Here is a 17,505-nt window from a genome sequence, read left to right as displayed (position 1 = left end):
CCTCACGGCCTCACGGCCTCACGGCCTCACGCCGACCAGCGCATCCCCAGCGCCGTCAGCGCGGCCACCCGCTCCGGGGCCAGCTTCGCCGCCCGGGAGCGCTGGTTCGCGATCCACGCGCCCAGCCGCAGCTCCTGCCCGCCGACCGGCTCCACGTGCGTGCGCGGCACCCGCAGGTGCCCCTCGCGCGCGTGGAACCGCCGGGCGGCCTCCAGATGCCCCGCCCAGGCGGCGGCGTGGCTCCGGCGCGGGGGCGGGCGCTCCGCCTCCGCGGCCGGCGACAGCCCCAGCCCGTGCTCCAGCAGCCACCGCTGCGCCCAGGCCAGCCGCTCCCACCCCAGCCGCTGGCTCCGCACCCACAGCCCCAGGTCCTCGCCCTGGACCACGACCGAGCCCGGACCGAGCGGGACCGCACCGCCCGCGTCCAGATGGGCGCGGGTCAGCCGGAACGCCCGCTGCCAGCCGATGTCCCAGACCGGGCACCAGGACGCGTCGATCTCCTCCAGGGCCTCCCGGCGCTCCTGCGGCAGCGCACCCGGCCCCTCCCGCCGCGCGGCGGCCCGGTTGTTCTTCATCCACACCCCGACCGGCACCCCGCGCCAGGTCGCGTCCACCGGCGGCAGCAGGTGCCCGTGCTCGGCGGCCCAGGCGCGGGCCGCCGCGAGCCCCTCCTCGAAGGCCACGTCGAAATGGCTCCACACCATGCCGAGTTCCTCCAGCTCACGGGTTCGCTCCCGGCCCAGCGCACCCCTGCGGTACGTGCGCCGCGCGTCCGCGATCCACTGGCCGAGCGGGAACCCCGCGAGGGCGGCCGGCCACTGCGCGCCCCCCGCCGGCACCTTGAAGGCGAACGGCACCTTCAGGTCCCCGGCCGACGCCGCGTAGACCCGGGCCGCCTCCGCCCCCCGCCGCCACTGCGTGTGCTCCGGGTTGAGCACGCGCAGCCGGATGAAGGCCGCCAGCAGCGCCGGATCCCGGGGCACGGAGAAGCTCAGCAGCGCCCGGGCGCCCGCCCCGGGGCCCGTGCCGGCCCCGGCCGCCGCCGGGGCCTTCGCCGCCGCGCTCGGCGCCTGCGGCTGGGCCAGGGCCTCCACCAGCCTGGAGTCGTGCGCCCTCAGCGCCTCCAGGAGCCGCGCGAGGTCCCCGTACGCCCGTGAGGTCAGCATCGACTCCGGGGACTCCCCGGGGCCCAGCAGCACCGGCACCACCAGGGAGGCCACCTTCCCCTCACCCGGCCGGATCCGCAGCGCCCGGCCCACCGCCTGCACCAGGTCCGGCATGGAACCGCGTACGTCCGCCCAGAAGACGGAGTCGCACTCCTTGATGTCCACCCCCTCGCCCAGCACCCGCACGCTGCCCAGGAACGCCTTGTCCGCGACCCGGTCCGCGGCGAACGCCTCCAGCACCCGCCGCCGGTGCGCCGCCGTGTGCTGCCCGCACAGCCAGTCCGCCCAGACCGTGCGCGGATACACCGGCAGCGGCGAACGGCTCGTCACCCGCAGCCGGGCGGCGACCGCCGGAAGCCCCGCCGCGAACGCCTCGGCCTCCTTGGTCAGGTGATGGAACACCAGGGTCCGCCGGAAGCCCTGGTCCGCCGCGGCCGTCACCAGAGCCGCCTGGAGCGCGGCGAGCCGCATCCCGCGCACCCGGTCCGAGCGGCCGTCGGCCCCCAGCAGCACCGCCGACTGGAACCCGGGGTCGCTGACGTCCACGCACACCACCCGGTACGGGGCACAGACGCCCCGGTCGATGGCGTCCGACAGGGACAGGGTGTAGCAGCGGGCGCCGAACGGCCCCTGGGGATCGTCCTCCATGGACGCGACCAGCTCGCCCCGGCCCCGCGGCTCCGCGCCGCCGGCCGTCTCCGCCGCGTACGCGCCGGCCCCGGCCTCCTCCTCCGGCTCCTCGGCTTCCTCGCTGTCCTCGCCGTCGCGCCACACACGGGGCGTGGCCGTCATGTACAGCCGCCGCACGGAGGGGATCCGGGCGTTGTCGTGCACCACCGCCCAGGGCTTGCCGATCCGCCCCGAGGTGCGGTGCGCCTCGTCGACCACGACCAGGTCCCAGGGCGGCAGCCCCGCCAGGTGCGCCCCCTCGATGGTGCCGAGGCCCAGCGAGGCGTACGTGGCGAACACCGTCAACCGCTCCACCGGCCGCGACCCCCACCGGGCCAGCTGCCCCGGAGCGGTCGTCGTGGGCACCCCCACGTCCTCGCCGCGCAGCGAGCACACCGCCAGCGCCCGGCCGGTGCGGCCCCCCTCCCGCCAGGCGGCGACGGTCTGCACGAGCAGGTCGAGGGAGGGGACGAGCACGAGCACCCGGCCCGCCCGCAGCTCCTCGGCCGAGCGCACGGCGACCAGGGACTTGCCGGACCCGGTGGCCATGATCACCTGGGTCCGCAGGCCCCGCTCGGGCAGCCGGCCGGTGGCGGGCAGCTGGAGCGCGCGCACGACGGCGTCGACGGCCTCGCGCTGATGAGGGCGCAGCTCCTGCCTTGCCATACACCCCACCCCGCCCGCGTTGATCTGCTCGTTCCGCTCCAGCCCCTATCTTGCCCGCATTCTGAGTCAAAGAGGAGCGCGCGGGGCCGACCGGGTCAGCGCGCCCCGAAGTTCTGCGTCCACCAGGGGCCGCCGGACCCGGTGTGGATGCCCACGCCGATGTCCTTGAACGAGCAGTTGAGGATGTTGGCGCGGTGGCCCGGGCTCTTCATCCAGGAGTCCATCACGGACTGCGCGGTCTGCTGCCCCCTGGCGATGTTCTCCCCGTACGTCGACCACCGGTACCCGGCGGCCGTGGTCCGCGCCCCCGGGTCGGCGCCGTCGGGGTTGGTGTGGTCGAAGAAGTCCCGCCGCGCCATGTCGTCGGAGTGCCCCTGGGCGGCGTTGCGCAGCTGCGCGTCCTCCTTCAGCGGGCCGCAGCCGGCCGCCGCGCGCTCCGCGTTGACCAGGGCGATGACCTGCCCCGCCACGCCCGCCGGCGCCGGGCCCGGGGCCGGCGGGGCCGGGGGCTTCGCGGTGCTCTTCGTCGGCGCGGGAGCCGCCGGGCTCTTCGAGGTGCTCGCCGAGGCCGACGGGGAGGCCGAAGCGGAAGCCGACGCGGAGGGCGAGCCCGACACCGAAGCGGAAGGCGAGGCCGGGGCGGAGCCGGACGGCTGCGGCGCGGCGGAGTCCGGCGCCGAGAGGGCGGCCAGCGGAGAGCCGGGCGCCCCGCCCGCCTCGGCCTTCTTCGAACCGGGCAGCTGCCCGAGGTACACCAGGCCGCCGCCCGCGACGCACGCGGCGACCACCGCGCCGCCGATGGCCCGGCGCCGGTTCTGGCGGCGCTTGCGCTGCGCCGCGCGGCCGTCGGGTCCGGCCGGACCCTCGGAACCGCCGGCGGCGTCCCCGCCCCTGCGCCGGGCGGCGCGGCCCGGGCCCGACACCACCGGCGAGAGCTGGGTCGCCGCGTCGGCGAAGGCCACGTTCGCCGGGGCGTAGCCGGCGGCCACGGCGGACCGTACGCCCGCCAGCAGCGCCGCCGTGACCGGCACCAGCGCCAGCCCCGCCAGCAGCCCCTCCGCCGGCACCAGCCCGTTCCACAGCCCCGAGCAGCGCATGCACTCGCGGGCGTGCCGGGCTATTCGCTTGCGCCACAGCGCGGAGGGCCGGCCGTCCCAGGTGCCCGTCATCGCCCGCAGCCCCTCACAGGGCGGCTGCGTCTCCAGCGCCCGCTCCACCACGCGGGCGGACTCCAGCTGCGCCTTCATCCGCTGCACCCGCACCGCCGTGTGCTGCGGGGTCAGCTCCAGCGCCGAAGCCACGTCGGCCCGGGTCAGCTCGCCCGCGCACTCCAGCCACCACAGGGACAGCAGCGCCCGGTCGTCGGGCTCCAGCCAGCGCGTGGCACGGGCGGTCTCGCGGCGCTGCCCGGACAGGTGGAGCCGTACGACCGTGAGGTCCGCGAAGTCGGCGCCGGGATCGGCGACGTCCTGGGCGGCCTCCAGCCCGCTCTGCCCGAGGCCGCCGCTGCGGGCCTGCCAGTGCGCCCGTACGCGGTTCATCGCGATGGCCACCAGCCAGGACCGGAAGCTCTCGTCCGTCCGCAGGCCGCCCAGCCCGTCGAGCGCCCGCAGCATGGTGTCCTGCACCACGTCGTCCACGTCGTGGGACCCCTGCAGCGCCCGCCCGACCACGTTGTAGACCAGCGGCAGGTGGGCGCTGACCAGCTCGTCCTGCGCGCGGGGATCGCCCGCGCGGGCCGCTGCCACCAGCTCTGCCGTGTGCTGTGTACTCATGTGAAGTTCCCTGTCCGTACCGGCGGTCGATGTTGCCCGATAACTGGGAGACCGTCGAGTGGGGCCCGGATAACGGTTATCCGGAGGAATCTTTTTCCCCGCCGCCCGGGGGACTCCAGATGCGGGACGGCAGGGACTCCGCCAGGGTGCTGAAGAAGTGCTGGTCGCGCCAGGCCCCGCGGTTGCCGATCACGAACAGCCGGCGCTTCGCACGGCTCACCGCCACGCTGAGGAGGTTCGGGCGGGAGGCCGCCCAGGCCCGGGCGCCCGGGCGGCGCGGGCCGGTGCAGAGGACCAGGATGACGACGTCCGCCTGCTTGCCGGTGAACTCCAGCAGGTGGGCGGCGGAGGCCACCCCTTGCCCGAGGGGGGAGTCCTCACCGGCCCCGACGGGCTCCCCGAGGGCCCCGGGCCCGCCTGCCCCAGGTGTCGGCCTCCTCCTCGAACCCGTCGAGCAGGTGTCGCGTACGGAGACGAGGACGCGGTGGCGGGAGTGGGTGAACCGCTCCTGCCGGCCCCCTCGTCCGACGCGCCGGACGGGCGAGGGGGTGACCGGGCGGCGCTCCGGTGTGTATGGTCTAGACCATCAAGTCGCGGTGTGCGGCGTGCCGTTCCACGCCGTGGAGCAGCCGGGAGGGTTCCATGTCCTGCCATCCGTACGCGGTGCTGGCCGCCCAGCGTCTGCTCCCGGTGCTGCGCAGCGCCGACGCCGACCGGGCCGTGCGGGCCACCGGGGAACTGCTCGGCGCCGGGTGCCGGGCCGTGGAGCTCACCACCTCCACCCCCGGCTGGGCCCGGGCCGTCGCCCGTGCCGCGGGGCTCCGCGACGCACGGGGGCGGACCGCGGTCATCGGGGTGGGTACGGTGACCACCGCCGCCGAGGCCGGGGCGGCCCTCGACGCCGGGGCCGCGTTCCTCGTCTCCCCCTACCCGGCCCCCGAGGTCCGCGAGGCCGCCGAACGGCGCGGGACGCCCTTCCTCGAAGGCGGCTTCACCCCCGCGGAGATAGCCGCCGCCGTCCGGGGCGCGGGCGCCGCGAAGGTGTTCCCGGCCCACGTGGGCGGGCCGGACTTCATCCGCTCCCTCAGGGCCGTGCTGCCGGACGCCGTGCTCGTCCCGACGGGCGGGATCCGGCCCGGCGAGGTCCGCGAGTGGCTCGACGCGGGCGCGAGCGCCGTCGGCGTCGGCAGCGGCCTGCCAGCCGACCCTGGGGAGCTGGCCGCGGTCTTCGCGGAGCTGGCCGGGCCCTGCTGCGGCGGGGAGGGGTGCCGGCCGTGAGCCTCCCGGACTACGACGTCCTCGTCCTCGGCGAGGTCCTGGTCGAGATCCACGCCGACACCGCCCTGCGCGCGGCCGCCGACGGCACCGCCGCCCGGATCTCCTACTCCGGCGACGCCCTCAACGCCGCCGCCGCGGCCGCCGCGGCCGGGGCCCGCACCGCGCTCCTGACCGTCGTCGGGGAGGACGAGCTGAGCGTCCCGCTGCTGCGCCGCGCCGCCGAACTGGGCGTGGACGTCGCCCACGTCCACCGCGCGCCCCGCCCCAACGGGGCCTACCTGCTCTCCGCGGACCCCGACGGGGACCGGGAGTTCGTGTACTGGCGCACCCGCAGCGCCGCCTCCACCCTCTCCCCGGCCCACGTCGGGGACTGGCTCCCGCTGCTGACCGGCTGCCGGGCGCTGATCACCAGCGGGATCACCGGCGCGCTGTCCCCGGGCAGCCGCGAGGCGGTCCTGGCCGCCGCCCGCGCCGTCCACGCGGCGGGCGGGCACGTCACGTACGACCCGAACCACCGCCCCCGTCTGACCGGCCGCGCCGAGGCCCGGTCCCTGCTCGCCGCGATCGCCCCGCTGACCGGGCTGCTGAAGACCTCCTGCCCGGCCGACGCGCTCGCCCTGGTGGACACCGCCGACCCGGCCACCGCCGCCGCCCGCTACCGGGCGCTGGGGGCGCGCGCGGTGGCCGTCACCGCCGGCCCGGCCCGGCTGCTCCTGGACGACGGCACCCGGGCGGTGTACCACCCCGTCCCCGTCGACCCGGCGCCCGTCGACACCACCGGCGCCGGGGACTGCTTCACCGGCACCGCCACGGCCCGGCTCGCCCTGGGCGACCCGCTCGGGCGGGCGGTGGCCTGCGGCGTGGCGGCGGCGTCCCTGTCGGTGGCGGGCCGCGGCGGCACGGGGCGGGTGCCGGCCTTCACGGAGACGGCGGCGCTGGCCGCGCGGCTGGCGCAGGACACGGCTTAGTCCCAGAACTCCGCCTCCTCGGCCTCCCGGTCCGGCTGCTCGTACGGGAGAGGGTCCGTGACCCAGCCGGCGGCGAGGACGAGGCGGGAGGTGCGGTGCACCGCCAGGAAGCCGAAGGGGCGGTGGAAGCGCACTTCCGCTTGGCGGACGCGGTAGCGCAGGCGGGGCATGCCGGCCCCCACTGCGCCGAACGCCGTCACCGCGGCCGCTTCGAAGCCCCTCGCGTGGAAGCGGGCGACCGCCGACTGCCGCGCCGAGCCGACGGCCAGGGGAGTGGAGCTGATCCCGGGGAAGCGGCCGGAGCCGCGGTCGGCGGCGGCTTCCAGGCCGAACAGCCGTGCCTGGGCGAGGAGATCGTGCTCCGCACGGACCTCGAAGGCGGGTGTCGAGATGCTGAGCCACGGCTCGGGCGACTCGGAGGGCACCGTCCTGAGGGTCAGGCCCGGGCCCGGGTTCCCGTCGGGGAGCAGGCTCGCGCCCGTCGACGGGCGGGCCCTGGCGGCGGCCTCGATCCCGGTCCTCAGGACCTCGCCCAGCGGGGCGTCCGGCTCGCCCAGGACGAGGTGGACGTCCACCCCCGTGTCCCCGACCACTTCGAGCAAGGTGACCGGACCGGCGGGGCCGTGGGCCACCTTGGCCCGGTCCAGCAGAGAAGTGACGCGGTGCAGCATGACCAGGTTCCGGCCGGCCCAGGGGCCTTCGTACATCTCCTGCGGGTACTCCCAGAACGGCCGGATCCATTTCAGCCGCAGCGCGAGCGCGGAGGCCAGGACGAAGCTGACGGCGTTCCGGCCCTGCGGCAGCGCGACCGGCATGCGCTCGATGAGGCCGTCCGTCCGCTCGGAGGCCCACGCGTCGAGCACCTTGCCGTCGGCGTCCGGGTCGCCGGACAGCGTGCCCCGGGTGCCCTCCGGGAGCGCGGTCAGCCAGGCCGGCTCCAGCGGGAGGTCCGCCCCGGCCCACAGGCCCGTCGCCGCCCGCAGGCCCCGTACGCCGTCCAGCGCGGCCAGCAGTTCCCGCGCGGCCTGCGCCGCGTCCTCGGCGGGTATGCCGAGGGCCTCCTCCAGCTCCGAACGGGCCCCGTGCGCCGCCCCGTCCGCGAGCAGGGCCAGCAGCGGCCAGACCCCGGCGGCGGTGAAGACCGTACCCCCGTCCACGCCGCAGGCTCCGGCGGCCCAGCGCGCCGTGAGCCGGTTGACCGCCCGTACCGTCGAGTTCCTCATGCCGGGAGGGTACGTGGTGGGGCGCCGCCGGGCCGGACGGTCCTTCCTCGGCCCGGCGGCGCCGGTTCAGCGGCCGCGCAGGCCCTGGTCGACGGCCGTGGTCAGCTCGCCGTCGGCGGTGTCGGCGTCCAGGGACCAGAACATGGCACCGCCCAGGCCCCGTTCGCGGACGTACCGGGCCTTCGTGCGCAGCACCTGCGGGTCGTCGTAGGTCCACAGGGTGGTGCCGTCGAACAGCCAGGCGTGGCCGCCGCGCCGGTCGCGGTGCACCTGGAAGGTGCCGGAGGCGGCCAGCTTCCTCAGCTCCTCGTAGTCCTCGTACCCGGCCGCCCACTTCGCCGGCGCCGGTCCCGCGGCAGGCCGCCCCATCCCGTCCCCGCCGCCCGTGACCCCGGTCCAGCCCTGCCCGTAGAACGGCATGCCGACCACGAGCTTGCGCGCGGGCGCCCCGCGCCGCAGCCAGGAGTCCACCGTGCCGTCGACGCTGAAGTCGCCCCGGGCGTACAGCGCGGACTGCTGGGCGGTGGTCTTCTCCCCGGACACGTGGAAGTCGTAGCCCTGGAGCGTGACGAAGTCCAGGTCGCGCATGATCCGGCGGACGTCGAAGCCCGCGTCGATCTTGGCGGGGGCGGCCGGGACGAAGGCCGTCAGCTCGTACGAGCGCCTGCGCTCGCGCCCGAACGCGTCGAGCTGGGTGCGGAACTCGTGCACCAGCTCGGCGAAGTTCCGCTTGTCCTCCGGCCGGAACTTCGTGTCGGTGTCACCCTCCGAGCCCGGCCACTCCCAGTCCAGGTCGATGCCGTCGAAGACCCCGGCGGCGGCGCCGGCCCCGCCCCGGGCGCCGTCCCGCGGCAGGTCGCCCTTGAGGTAGAGGTCGATGCAGGAGCGGACGAGGGCCTTGCGGGAGGCGGGGGTGAGGGCCGCGTCCGAGAAGTGGGTGGACCAGCTCCAGCCGCCCAGTGAGATCAGCACCTTGAGGCCGGGGTGCCTGGCCTTGAGCTCCTTCAGCTGGTTGAAGTTCCCGGCCAGGGGCTGGTCCGCGGTGTCGGCGACGCCGTCCACGGAGTCGGCCGCGTCCAGCGGGCGGGCGTAGTCGGCCCAGGCGTCGGCCTCGCCGGCCACGTTGCCCGTGAAGCACTTGCCGTCGGCGCCGATGTTCCCGAAGGCGTAGTTGACGTGGGTGAGTTTGCCCGCGGTGCCGTTCGCCTCCAGGTCCCGGACCTGGAAGTCGCGCCCGTAGACGCCCCACTGGGTGAAGTAGCCGACCTTCCGGTACGAGCGGTCGTGCCCGCCCGCCGGGTCCCGGTCCCCGGCCGCCACGGCGGGCGCGAAGGCGGTCAGCAGGGAGAGGGAGCAGGCGGCGACGGCCAGCCGGCCGAGGGTGCTGCGGCGCATGGGCTTCCTTTGCGGATGCGGGGGAGTGGTGCTCCTGGGCCGTGCGGGGACGGGCGCGGCCCTGCACCGGCGGCGCCCGTCCACCCGGGAACGTATTGGTCTGGACCATCCCGGTCAAGGGGGCGTTCACCCGGGTGCCCACCACGACGGCGGCCCGTCCGAAAAACCTCCTTCACGACGCTGGGCACCTCCACGCCCCCTCGCTACCCTCCGCGCATGATTCCCACGGTGGTCTGGGGCACCGGCAACGTCGGCCGCGCGGCGATCCGCGCCGTCGACGCCCACCCGGCGCTCGAACTCACGGCAGTCATCGTCCACGACCCCGCGAAGGCCGGCCGCGACGCCGGCGAACTCGCCGGACTCGGCCACCGGCTGGGGGTGGCGGCCACCGACGACATCGCGGCGGTGCTCGCAGCCCGCCCGGCCGCCGTCGTCTACGCGGCGTCCGGCGACGTCCGTCCGGACGACGCCCTCGCCGACATCACCCGCGCCATCACCGCCGGCGCGGCCGTCGTCAGCCCCGCCCTCTACCCGCTCTACGACCACCGCAGCGCCCCGCCGGAGTTCCGGGACCCGGTGCTGGCCGCGATCGCCGAGGGCGGCGGCTCGCTCTTCGCCTCCGGCGTCGACCCCGGCTGGGGCAACGACGTGCTCCCGCTGCTGATCAGCGGCCTGGCCACCACCGTGGACGCCATCCGCTGCCAGGAGATCTTCGACTACTCCACGTACGACCAGCCGGACTCCGTACGCCACCTCGTCGGCATGGGCCACCCCATGGACTACCAGCCGATGATGCTGATGCCCTCGATCCCCACCATGGTGTGGGGCGGCCAGATCCGGATGATGGCCCGCGCCCTCGGCGTCGAACTCGAAGAGATACGCGAGACCTCCGAGCGCCGCGCCCTCGACACCACGGTGAGCACCCCCTCCATGGGCCTCTTCGAGGCCGGGACCCAGGGCGCCATCCGCTTCGAGGTCCAGGGCGTCGTCGGCGGCGAACCCCGCATCGTCATCGAGCACGTCACCCGGATCCACGCCTCCTGCGCCCCCGACTGGCCCGTCCCGCCCGACGGCGGCGCCGGAGCCCACCGGGTGGTCATCGAGGGCCGCCCGCGCATCGAGGTGACCGTCGAGGCCACCGACGAGGGCGGCAACCGCTCGGCGGGCGGGAACGCCACCGCCGTCGGCCGCCTGGTGGGGGCCATCGACTGGCTGGTGGCCGCGGAACCCGGCCTCTACGACGCCCTGGACGTCCCGCTGCGGCCCGCAGTCGGCAAACTCGGAAGGAAGCAGCCATGAGAATCGACATCCCCGACGGTCAGCACCCGATCGAGTACGTGTGGGGGGACATGGTCCCGGGCATCGGCATGGCCGCCGCCAACTTCTCCCTCTCCGTCTACGCCCACACCACCCTGGGCCTGCGCGAGTTCGAGGCGGCGCGGCTGCGCATCGCGCAGATCAACGGGTGCGTCTTCTGCCTCGACTGGCGCACCGACCGGGACGGGGAGAAGGTCGAGGAGGAGTTCGCGGACGCCGTCACCGAATGGCGCACCACCGGGGCGTTCGACGACCGCACCCGGCTCGCCGCCGAGTACGCCGAGCGCTACACCCTGGACCACCACAACCTCGACGAGGACTTCTGGGCGAGGATGACCGCGCACTACAGCCAGCTGGAGATCGTGGAGCTCAGCATGAGCATCGGCTCCTGGCTGGCCTTCGGCCGGCTCAACCACGTACTGGGCCTCGACAGCGTCTGCGTGCTGCCGGGCGGCTGAACCGTGACGCCCCGGCCGGGGCACGGCCCGGGGCCGCCCGGAGGATCCGGACGGCCCCGGGAACCGGTCCGCGCAGAGGCCTGCGCAGAGGCCTGCGCAGAGGCCTGCGCAGAGGCCTGCGCAGAGGCCTGCGCAGAGGCCTGCGCAGAGGCCTGTTCAGAGGTCCGTGGCGATGATCTTCTCGATGTTCCGCTCGGCGAGGGCCGTGATCGTCACGAACGGGTTGACGCTGGTGTTGCCGGGGATCAGCGCTCCGTCGATGACGTACAGGCCCGGGTGCCCGTGCAGCCGGCCGTAGTTGTCCGTGGCCCTGTCCAGCACCGCGCCGCCCAGCGGGTGGTACGTGAGGTGGTCGCCCCAGACCTTGTTGGTGCCGAAGAGGTCGGTGCGGTAGATCGTCCCCTCCTTGGAGTTGATCTTGTCGAAGATGGTCTTCGCCATGTCGATGGACGGCTGCTTCCACGCCGTCTGCCAGTCCAGCTCGACCTTCCCCGCCGCCGCGTTCCACGAGAACCGCGCCCGGTTCGGGTTCTTGGTGATGGAGAGGTAGAAGGACGCGTACGTCTCGATCCCCGTCGGCAGCGGGGCCACCTCGGCGAAGGCGCCGCCCGCGTCCCAGTTGTCGATGCCGCCGCAGGGGATGGAGGCCTGCACCTTCCCGGTCGGGTCCCACATGTGGTTGGCGCGGCCGCACATGACGTTGCCGTTGTCGCCCCAGCCCTTGCCCACCTCGTCGTTCAGGTGCGGCAGCGCGCCGGTCGCCTTCAGCCGGACCAGCAGCTTGCTCGTCCCCACGCTGCCGGCCGCGAAGAACACCCGGTCGGCGGTGACGGTCTTGGTGGCGAGGACGTCCCCGGAGGTGCCGAGCTGCTCCATGGCGACCGTGTAGCCGCCACCGTCCGAGGGGGAGACGGTGGTGACCCGGTGCAGGGGCGAGATGGTGACCCTTCCGGTCGCCCGGGCGGCGGCCAGGTAGGTCTGCTGGAGGGACTTCTTGCCCGCGTTGTTGCCGTAGAGGATCTCCCCGTCGACCGCGGACTTGGGGACGGTGCCGGCCACCTCCTGCTTCATGTAGTCCCAGTCGTAGACGTCGGGGACGAAGACGAAGGGGAACCCGGAACGCTGGGCGTGCCTGCGGCCGACGCGGGCGAACTGGTAACAGTCGACCGTATCGAACCAGGCCGGGTCGATGAGCCCCACCCCGAGCCCGGCGTTGGCCCGCGGGTAGTAGGTCCGGTACATCTCCTCGGCGTCCACCGAGGGCAGGATCGCGGCGAAGTTCTGCCGCTTGGGGGTCACGGCCATGCCGCCGTTGACGAGCGAGCCGCCGCCGACGCCCCGGCCCTGGTAGACGATGATCCCGCCCATCTCCTCGGCATCGAGGATGCCCGTGTGGCGGGGGACGTCCTTGTCGATGGGGAAGCCGAGGAAGTTGCTGAGCGGAGCCTTGGTCCTGGTGCGCAGCCAGTACGAGCGGTAGTCGGGCCTGGTGGTGTTGGCGAAGATCTTGCCGTCGCTGCCGGGGGTGTCCCAGGCCATGCCCATCTCGGCCATGTGCACCGGGACACCGGCCTGGGCGAGCCGCAGCGCGGCGACGGAGCCGCCGTAGCCGGTGCCGATCACGAGGACCGGGACGCGGGCCCCGGATTCGATGGGCCCGGTGGCGGCGTCGGTGGCCGGTTCGGCATGGGCCGGGGTGACGTCGACCGTCAGCGCCATCGCTCCGAGAATAGAACCAGTTCCAGCGATGAATCCGCGGCGGGAAACACCCATGGATACCTTGCTGTGCAGGCTTTTGTCACTCATGTGACGTTCCTCACTCTCGATGGAGTGGGAACAAGTTCTACTGGCGAATGCCTGCTAAGTCACTACACGCGTCGCGGTAACTTCCGGCTGGTTCCGTTCCATTGGGCGCTGCGGCCGCAAGGCTCAGGAAAGGCTCCAGTGGCCCACGTCGTCCCCCAGTCCCGCGTCCAGCGCGAACTGCACGGCGGCGAGGCGGGCACCCTCGGGAAGCTTGAACGTGACGAACCCGGAGGCCGAATCCCCGGGGACCAGGGTGACGGTGTCCGGCAGGCTCGGCCCGGCACCGGTCGCGGTGCCCGTCCCCGTGAACCGCTGCCCCTCGGTGTCGAGCAGGTGCGCGGCCGGCGCGGGGGAGTCCTCGTACGGCACCGTCCCGGTGTTAACCAGCCGCAGCTCCACCGCCACCAGCCGGTCCGACCCGGCCCTCCCCGCGGGGTCGACGACCCGGGTCAGGGTGACGTCGAGCCGCTCCCCGGCCCGGTCCCCGTCGAGGGACACCGTCTCCCCGGACCCGTCGGGCCCGGCACCGACGAGCAGCAACACGAGGAGGGGCCCCAGCAGGCGCCCCGGACGGTGGCGCACGACTCCTCCTCGGCTCCGCGTTCCGCCCCCTCCCCGCCCACGATCCTCCGCCCGCCCCCCTCCCGCCACCGGCGGCGCGCAAAATGGATTGGATCTTCCGGCCGCTTCATGGCAGGGTGTGTCCCATCCGAAGGGGTATAGCTCAGCTGGTCAGAGCGCTGGTCTCCAAAACCAGATGTCGTAGGTTCGAATCCTGCTACCCCTGCCATCGTGAGCAGTTGCTTCACCACCGAAGTCCCAGGTCAGACGAGTCTGCCTGGGACTTTGACGTTTGCGGCCGGGCGCACGCCGGCCTTCCCCCGGCCGTGGCTCAGCTCGGTCACCTGCCTGCCCCGCTGTGCGGTGGATATTGCAGGTGACGCTTCCGGGCGCCCCGGTACCCTGTGGCATGAGCGACACGACCGCACTTGGCGACCGCATGAAGCGGTACGAGGCCGCGCACCGGGCTGTCCTGCCCCGGCGCACCTATACGATCCTGCGCCTCGACGGCCGGGCCTTTCACACCTACCTGCGTGACGCGGACAAGCCGTTCGACATGGACTTCGTGAAGGACATGGCCGCCGTCACCGAGGCGCTCTGCGCCGAGGTCAGCGGCACGGCCTTCGCCTACCACCAGTCCGACGAGATCAGCCTGCTGCTCACCGACTTCGCCAGTCAGGGCTCCGAGCCCTGGTTCGGCGGTGTCGTCGCCAAGCAGCTGTCGGTGTCGGCGTCGCTGGCCACGGCGGTCCTCAACGAGCGCCGGCCCGGCCGGCGGGCCCTCTTCGACGCGCGGGTCTTCACCATGTCCGACCCCGTCGAGGTCGCGAACTACTTCGTGTGGCGGCAGCGGGACGCGGTCCGGAACTCGATCTCCATGGCGGCCCAGGCCCACTTCTCCCACAAGCGGCTCCAGCGCATGTCGACCGGTGCCATGCAGGAACTGCTGTGGTCGGAGGCAAAAGTGAACTGGAACGACTACCCGGCCGCCTGCAAGCGGGGCCAGGTGGCCGTGAGGGCCAGCGGAGAGAGGGACGTCGAGTACACCGACAAGCGGTCCGGCGAGACCGTGCGGACCACTGCTCTCCGGTCCTGGTGGGAGGTCGGGGGCGCGGACCACTTCTCGGCGGAGCCGGGCGGATGGCTCGCGCAGTGGATCCCGGCGATGCCGGCGCTGACGGCCTGACCGCACCCGCTCTCCCGGCGCGGTCGGTCCGGACCGCCCGGCGGGCGCAAAGACCGGATCTGGCAGACTTGGCACGGTTGTCCCGGCGGTGCAGGACAGGAAACCGGTGTGAATCCGGTGCGGTCCCGCCACTGTGACCGGCCGCCGCGTGCGCGTGGGGGCCGGGAGTCAGACACTGACGCACCGCCTCTTCACTTCGACCGGGGACGAGGATCCCCCGGAGAGGCCTCACCATGTCGCGTGTCCGCGCCGCCGTGCGCTCCTTCCTGCCGTTCGCCCTCGTCGTGCCGCTCGCCGCCTGCGGCGGGCCGCCCGGGCCGGAGCGGCCCGCAGCCGGTGCGCAGGCCGCGCCCGGGTTCCCGTACACCGTCACCAACTGCGGTGTCAGCAGCACCTATCAGGCGCCGCCCGAGCGCGCCGTCACCATGAACCAGCACGCCACCGAGATCATGCTGGCCCTCGGGCTCCAGGACCGGATGGCCGGCACCGCCTACCTCGACGACTCCGTGCTGCCCGCCTACCGGCCCGCCTACGACAGGATCAAGGTGCTGGCGAAGGAGTACCCCTCGAAGGAGGTGCTCCTCGGCGCCAACCCCGATTTCGTGTACGGCGGTTATGCCAGCGCCTTCGACAAGGGGCAGGGCCGGGACCGCGAAGGGCTCGCCAAGGCCGGCATCGGCTCCCGGCTGAGCGTGGAGTACTGCACCCAGGGCCCGGTCGGGCTCGAACAGCTGAAGACCGAGATCACCGAGGTCGCCCGGACCTTCGGCGTGCCCGAGCGCGGCGAGGCCCTCGTCCGGGAGGAGCAGCGGCGCGTCGACGCCGTCACCGCGCGGGTGAAGGACCGGGCCCGTCCGTCCGTCTTCGTCTACGACTCCGGCGAGGCCTCCGCCTTCACCTCGGGCGGGAACGGCATCGGCAACGAGATCGTCTCCCTCGCCGGGGGCGCGAACGTGTTCGCCGACCTCAAGGACACCTTCGGTGACGTGCCGTGGGAGAAGGTCATCGAGCGCGGACCCGAGGTCGTCCTCGTCTACGACTACGGCGGCACCACCGTGGAGGCCAAGAAGCAGCGCCTGTTGAACGACCCGGCGCTGGCGGAGGTTCCCGCCGTCAAGAACCGGCGGTTCGTGGTACTGCCGCTCTCCTCCGCCGTGCTCGGCGTGCGCGTCGCCGACGCCGTCGAGTCCCTGGGCCGCCAGCTGCACCCCGACGCCCCGTGAGGCGCGGGCCGGCTGTGGTGCTCCTCGCCGCCGCGCTCGCCGTTTCGGCGGTGGCGGGGCTGGCCCTGGGGCCCGTACGGATCCCACCCGGTCAGGTCGTCGACATCGTCCTCGGCGGCCCCGGGGCGCGCGGGGCCTTCGCCTCCATCGTGTGGGACGTGAGGATGCCGCGCGTACTGCTCGGGGCCGTCGTCGGGGCCGGGCTGGCCGTGGCCGGCGCCGTGCTCCAGGCCCTCGTGCGCAACCCGCTCGCCGACCCCTTCCTGCTCGGGGCCTCCTCCGGGGCCTCGGCGGGGGCGGTGCTGGTCATCGTGTTCGGCGCGGGCGCCGCCGGACTCGCCGGCGGGCTCGGGCTGCCGGCCGCCGCCTTCGCCGGGTCCACGGCCGCGCTCGTCGCCGTCTACGCCATGGCCCGGCGCGGCGGCACCATGACCACCGGCCGGCTGATCCTGGCCGGGGTCGCCGTGCAGTACATCCTGTCCGCGCTGACCAGCCTGGTCCTCGTCCTGTCCGCGCATCCCGACCAGATCCGCACCGCGCTGTTCTGGACCCTGGGCGGTCTCGGCGGGGCCCGCTGGGACGAACTCGCCCTGCCGGCCGCCGTGCTGCTCGCCGGCACCGGCCTGCTCACCGCCCTGGCCCGGCCGCTGGACCTGCTGCTCGCGGGGGAGGAGGGCGCACGCACCCTCGGCCTGGACACCGGCCGCTTCCGGGCCGCCGTCTTCGTGCTCACCTCCCTCGTCGTCGGGGTGCTCGTCGCCTACAGCGGGGCCATCGGCTTCGTCGGGCTGATGGTCCCGCACGCCGCCCGCATGGCCGTCGGCGCCGGCCACCGCGCGCTGCTGCCGGTGGCCGCGCTCGCCGGGGCCGTCTTCCTGGTCCTGGCCGACCTGGTCGCCCGTACGGCGGCGGCCCCCGAGGAGGTCCCGGTCGGGGTGGTCACCGCGCTGGTGGGCGGGCCGTTCTTCCTGTGGATGCTGCGCAGGACGAGCCGGACCGAGGGGGTGGCGGGATGACGCGCGGACCGGCGGAACTCGCCGTCGAGGCCCTGCGTTACGAGGTGGACGGGCACACCCTGCTGCACGGGGTCGACCTCACGGCCCGCCCCGGCGAGACGGTCGGCGTGGTCGGGCCCAACGGCAGCGGCAAGACCACCCTGCTGCGCTGCGTCTACGGCACCCTGCGGCCCACCGCCGGCCGGGTGCTGCTCGACGGGGCCGACGCCGCGGCGCTGGGCGTCAAGGAGCGCGCCCGGCGGGTGGCGGTGGTCCCGCAGGACGCCACGGGCACCTTCGGGCTGACCGTCCGCGAGGTCGTCGCCATGGGCCGCAGCCCGCACAAGCGCTTCTGGGAGCAGGACGGCCCGGAGGACCGGCGGCAGGTGGCCGGGGCGCTGGAGAGGACCGGCGCGGCCGGCTACGCGGAGCGGCGCTTCGAGGAGCTCTCCGGCGGCGAGCGCCAGCGTGCCCTCGTCGCCCGCGCCCTGGTCCAGGAGCCGGGCCTGCTGGCCCTGGACGAGCCGACGAACCACCTCGACATCCGCTACCAGCTGGAGGTGCTCGGCCTGGTCCGCGGCCTGCCCGCGACCGCCCTCCTGGTGCTGCACGACCTCAACCTCGCGGCCTCCTTCTGCGACCGGCTGTACGTCCTGTCGGCGGGCCGGGTCGTCGCCGCGGGACCGCCGGGCGAGGTGCTGGACGAGGAACTGCTGGCGGAGGTCTACGGAGTCCGCACCCGCGTCGGCACCCATCCGACCACGGGCGCCCCCAGCATCGTCTACCTGCCGGATCCGGCAGGTTAGCGGCCGGCGGCAG

Annotated in this window: 15 protein-coding genes, 1 tRNA gene and 1 riboswitch; of the genes, 9 read left to right on the top strand and 7 right to left on the bottom strand. The window is 74.5% G+C overall.

Annotated features, from left to right (window positions below; translation table 11 throughout):
- Nucleotides 1–26: 26 nt before the first annotated feature.
- The 3 genes from ACZ7IF_RS01545 to ACZ7IF_RS01535 form a co-directional block, all read right to left on the bottom strand.
- Nucleotides 27–2,501: a helicase associated domain-containing protein gene (locus ACZ7IF_RS01545; protein ID WP_470961271.1), complete on the bottom strand. Its 2,475-nt coding sequence runs from the start codon at nucleotides 2,499–2,501 to the stop codon at nucleotides 27–29.
- Nucleotides 2,502–2,596: 95 nt separating this feature from the next.
- Nucleotides 2,597–4,276 (bottom strand): sigma-70 family RNA polymerase sigma factor, encoded by a 1,680-nt coding sequence (locus ACZ7IF_RS01540; RefSeq protein ID WP_470961269.1) that lies wholly within the window; start codon nucleotides 4,274–4,276, stop codon nucleotides 2,597–2,599.
- A gap of 76 nt (nucleotides 4,277–4,352) precedes the next feature.
- Nucleotides 4,353–4,631 carry a hypothetical protein gene (locus ACZ7IF_RS01535; RefSeq protein ID WP_470961267.1) on the bottom strand — a complete coding sequence of 93 codons (279 nt, stop codon included), beginning with the start codon at nucleotides 4,629–4,631 and terminating at the stop codon, nucleotides 4,353–4,355.
- Nucleotides 4,632–4,918: 287 nt separating this feature from the next.
- Here ACZ7IF_RS01535 and ACZ7IF_RS01530 point away from each other — a divergent pair, with 287 nt between their 5' ends.
- Both ACZ7IF_RS01530 and ACZ7IF_RS01525 read left to right on the top strand, forming a co-directional pair.
- Nucleotides 4,919–5,554, top strand: a complete 636-nt coding sequence (locus ACZ7IF_RS01530) for a bifunctional 4-hydroxy-2-oxoglutarate aldolase/2-dehydro-3-deoxy-phosphogluconate aldolase (RefSeq protein WP_470961265.1) — start codon at nucleotides 4,919–4,921, stop codon at nucleotides 5,552–5,554.
- Nucleotides 5,551–6,522, top strand: a complete 972-nt coding sequence (locus ACZ7IF_RS01525) for a PfkB family carbohydrate kinase (protein WP_470961263.1) — start codon at nucleotides 5,551–5,553, stop codon at nucleotides 6,520–6,522. Before ACZ7IF_RS01530 ends, ACZ7IF_RS01525 begins: the two co-directional genes overlap by 4 nt.
- Here the strand turns inward: ACZ7IF_RS01525 and ACZ7IF_RS01520 are convergent.
- The gene (locus ACZ7IF_RS01520; protein ID WP_470961261.1) at nucleotides 6,519–7,745 is read right to left on the bottom strand and encodes a serpin family protein; all 1,227 of its coding nucleotides are present in this window, start codon (nucleotides 7,743–7,745) and stop codon (nucleotides 6,519–6,521) included. The genes ACZ7IF_RS01525 and ACZ7IF_RS01520 overlap by 4 nt on opposite strands.
- Before the next feature lie 66 nt (nucleotides 7,746–7,811).
- Entirely contained in the window at nucleotides 7,812–9,140 is a 1,329-nt protein-coding gene (locus ACZ7IF_RS01515; protein WP_470961259.1) for a glycoside hydrolase family 18 protein, read from the bottom strand.
- A 216-nt stretch (nucleotides 9,141–9,356) separates the two neighbouring features.
- Between ACZ7IF_RS01515 and ACZ7IF_RS01510 the strand changes: the two genes are divergently transcribed.
- Nucleotides 9,357–10,439 carry an NAD(P)H-dependent amine dehydrogenase family protein gene (locus tag ACZ7IF_RS01510; RefSeq protein ID WP_470961257.1) on the top strand — a complete coding sequence of 361 codons (1,083 nt, stop codon included), beginning with the start codon at nucleotides 9,357–9,359 and terminating at the stop codon, nucleotides 10,437–10,439.
- Nucleotides 10,436–10,915 carry a carboxymuconolactone decarboxylase family protein gene (locus tag ACZ7IF_RS01505; protein WP_470961255.1) on the top strand — a complete coding sequence of 160 codons (480 nt, stop codon included), beginning with the start codon at nucleotides 10,436–10,438 and terminating at the stop codon, nucleotides 10,913–10,915. Before ACZ7IF_RS01510 ends, ACZ7IF_RS01505 begins: the two co-directional genes overlap by 4 nt.
- Nucleotides 10,916–11,071: 156 nt before the next feature.
- Here the strand turns inward: ACZ7IF_RS01505 and ACZ7IF_RS01500 are convergent, their stop codons facing one another.
- Entirely contained in the window at nucleotides 11,072–12,721 is a 1,650-nt protein-coding gene (locus tag ACZ7IF_RS01500) for a GMC oxidoreductase (RefSeq protein ID WP_470961253.1), read from the bottom strand.
- A gap of 123 nt (nucleotides 12,722–12,844) precedes the next feature.
- Nucleotides 12,845–13,303: a DUF4352 domain-containing protein gene (locus ACZ7IF_RS01495; RefSeq protein ID WP_470961251.1), complete on the bottom strand. Its 459-nt coding sequence runs from the start codon at nucleotides 13,301–13,303 to the stop codon at nucleotides 12,845–12,847.
- Between the two features lie 131 nt (nucleotides 13,304–13,434).
- Between ACZ7IF_RS01495 and ACZ7IF_RS01490 the strand changes: the two genes are divergently transcribed.
- From ACZ7IF_RS01490 to ACZ7IF_RS01470, 5 genes are all read left to right on the top strand, one after another.
- Nucleotides 13,435–13,511 (top strand) — tRNA-Trp (locus tag ACZ7IF_RS01490).
- 180 nt (nucleotides 13,512–13,691) lie between these two features.
- Nucleotides 13,692–14,468: a tRNA(His) guanylyltransferase Thg1 family protein gene (locus ACZ7IF_RS01485; RefSeq protein ID WP_470961249.1), complete on the top strand. Its 777-nt coding sequence runs from the start codon at nucleotides 13,692–13,694 to the stop codon at nucleotides 14,466–14,468.
- Nucleotides 14,469–14,524: 56 nt separating this feature from the next.
- Nucleotides 14,525–14,666, top strand: a riboswitch (cobalamin riboswitch).
- Between the two features lie 35 nt (nucleotides 14,667–14,701).
- Complete coding sequence (locus ACZ7IF_RS01480; protein ID WP_470961247.1) at nucleotides 14,702–15,691, top strand: ABC transporter substrate-binding protein; 990 nt, start codon at nucleotides 14,702–14,704, stop codon at nucleotides 15,689–15,691.
- 14 nt (nucleotides 15,692–15,705) lie between these two features.
- On the top strand, nucleotides 15,706–16,707 hold the full coding sequence (locus ACZ7IF_RS01475) for a FecCD family ABC transporter permease (protein WP_470961245.1): 1,002 nt from the start codon (nucleotides 15,706–15,708) through the stop codon (nucleotides 16,705–16,707).
- On the top strand, nucleotides 16,704–17,492 hold the full coding sequence (locus tag ACZ7IF_RS01470; RefSeq protein WP_470961243.1) for an ABC transporter ATP-binding protein: 789 nt from the start codon (nucleotides 16,704–16,706) through the stop codon (nucleotides 17,490–17,492). Before ACZ7IF_RS01475 ends, ACZ7IF_RS01470 begins: the two co-directional genes overlap by 4 nt.
- Nucleotides 17,493–17,505: the final 13 nt, after the last annotated feature.

The organism is Streptomyces sp. NPDC037421, from assembly GCF_055602105.1.
The sequence above is the reverse complement of the archived record's forward strand: the minus strand, read 5'-3'. Positions and strand labels throughout refer to the sequence as shown.

Excerpts from the sequence above, each read along its gene's own strand:
- ACZ7IF_RS01545 (WP_470961271.1), bottom strand. The coding sequence starts at position 2,501 with ATGGCAAGGCAGGAGCTGCGCCCTCATCAGCGCGAGGCCGTCGACGCC.
- ACZ7IF_RS01540 (WP_470961269.1), bottom strand. The coding sequence starts at position 4,276 with ATGAGTACACAGCACACGGCAGAGCTGGTGGCAGCGGCCCGCGCGGGC.
- ACZ7IF_RS01530 (WP_470961265.1), top strand. The coding sequence starts at position 4,919 with ATGTCCTGCCATCCGTACGCGGTGCTGGCCGCCCAGCGTCTGCTCCCG.
- ACZ7IF_RS01520 (WP_470961261.1), bottom strand. The coding sequence starts at position 7,745 with ATGAGGAACTCGACGGTACGGGCGGTCAACCGGCTCACGGCGCGCTGG.
- ACZ7IF_RS01515 (WP_470961259.1), bottom strand. The coding sequence starts at position 9,140 with ATGCGCCGCAGCACCCTCGGCCGGCTGGCCGTCGCCGCCTGCTCCCTC.
- ACZ7IF_RS01510 (WP_470961257.1), top strand. The coding sequence starts at position 9,357 with ATGATTCCCACGGTGGTCTGGGGCACCGGCAACGTCGGCCGCGCGGCG.
- ACZ7IF_RS01505 (WP_470961255.1), top strand. The coding sequence starts at position 10,436 with ATGAGAATCGACATCCCCGACGGTCAGCACCCGATCGAGTACGTGTGG.
- ACZ7IF_RS01500 (WP_470961253.1), bottom strand. The coding sequence starts at position 12,721 with ATGAGTGACAAAAGCCTGCACAGCAAGGTATCCATGGGTGTTTCCCGC.
- ACZ7IF_RS01485 (WP_470961249.1), top strand. The coding sequence starts at position 13,692 with ATGAGCGACACGACCGCACTTGGCGACCGCATGAAGCGGTACGAGGCC.
- ACZ7IF_RS01480 (WP_470961247.1), top strand. The coding sequence starts at position 14,702 with ATGTCGCGTGTCCGCGCCGCCGTGCGCTCCTTCCTGCCGTTCGCCCTC.
- ACZ7IF_RS01470 (WP_470961243.1), top strand. The coding sequence starts at position 16,704 with ATGACGCGCGGACCGGCGGAACTCGCCGTCGAGGCCCTGCGTTACGAG.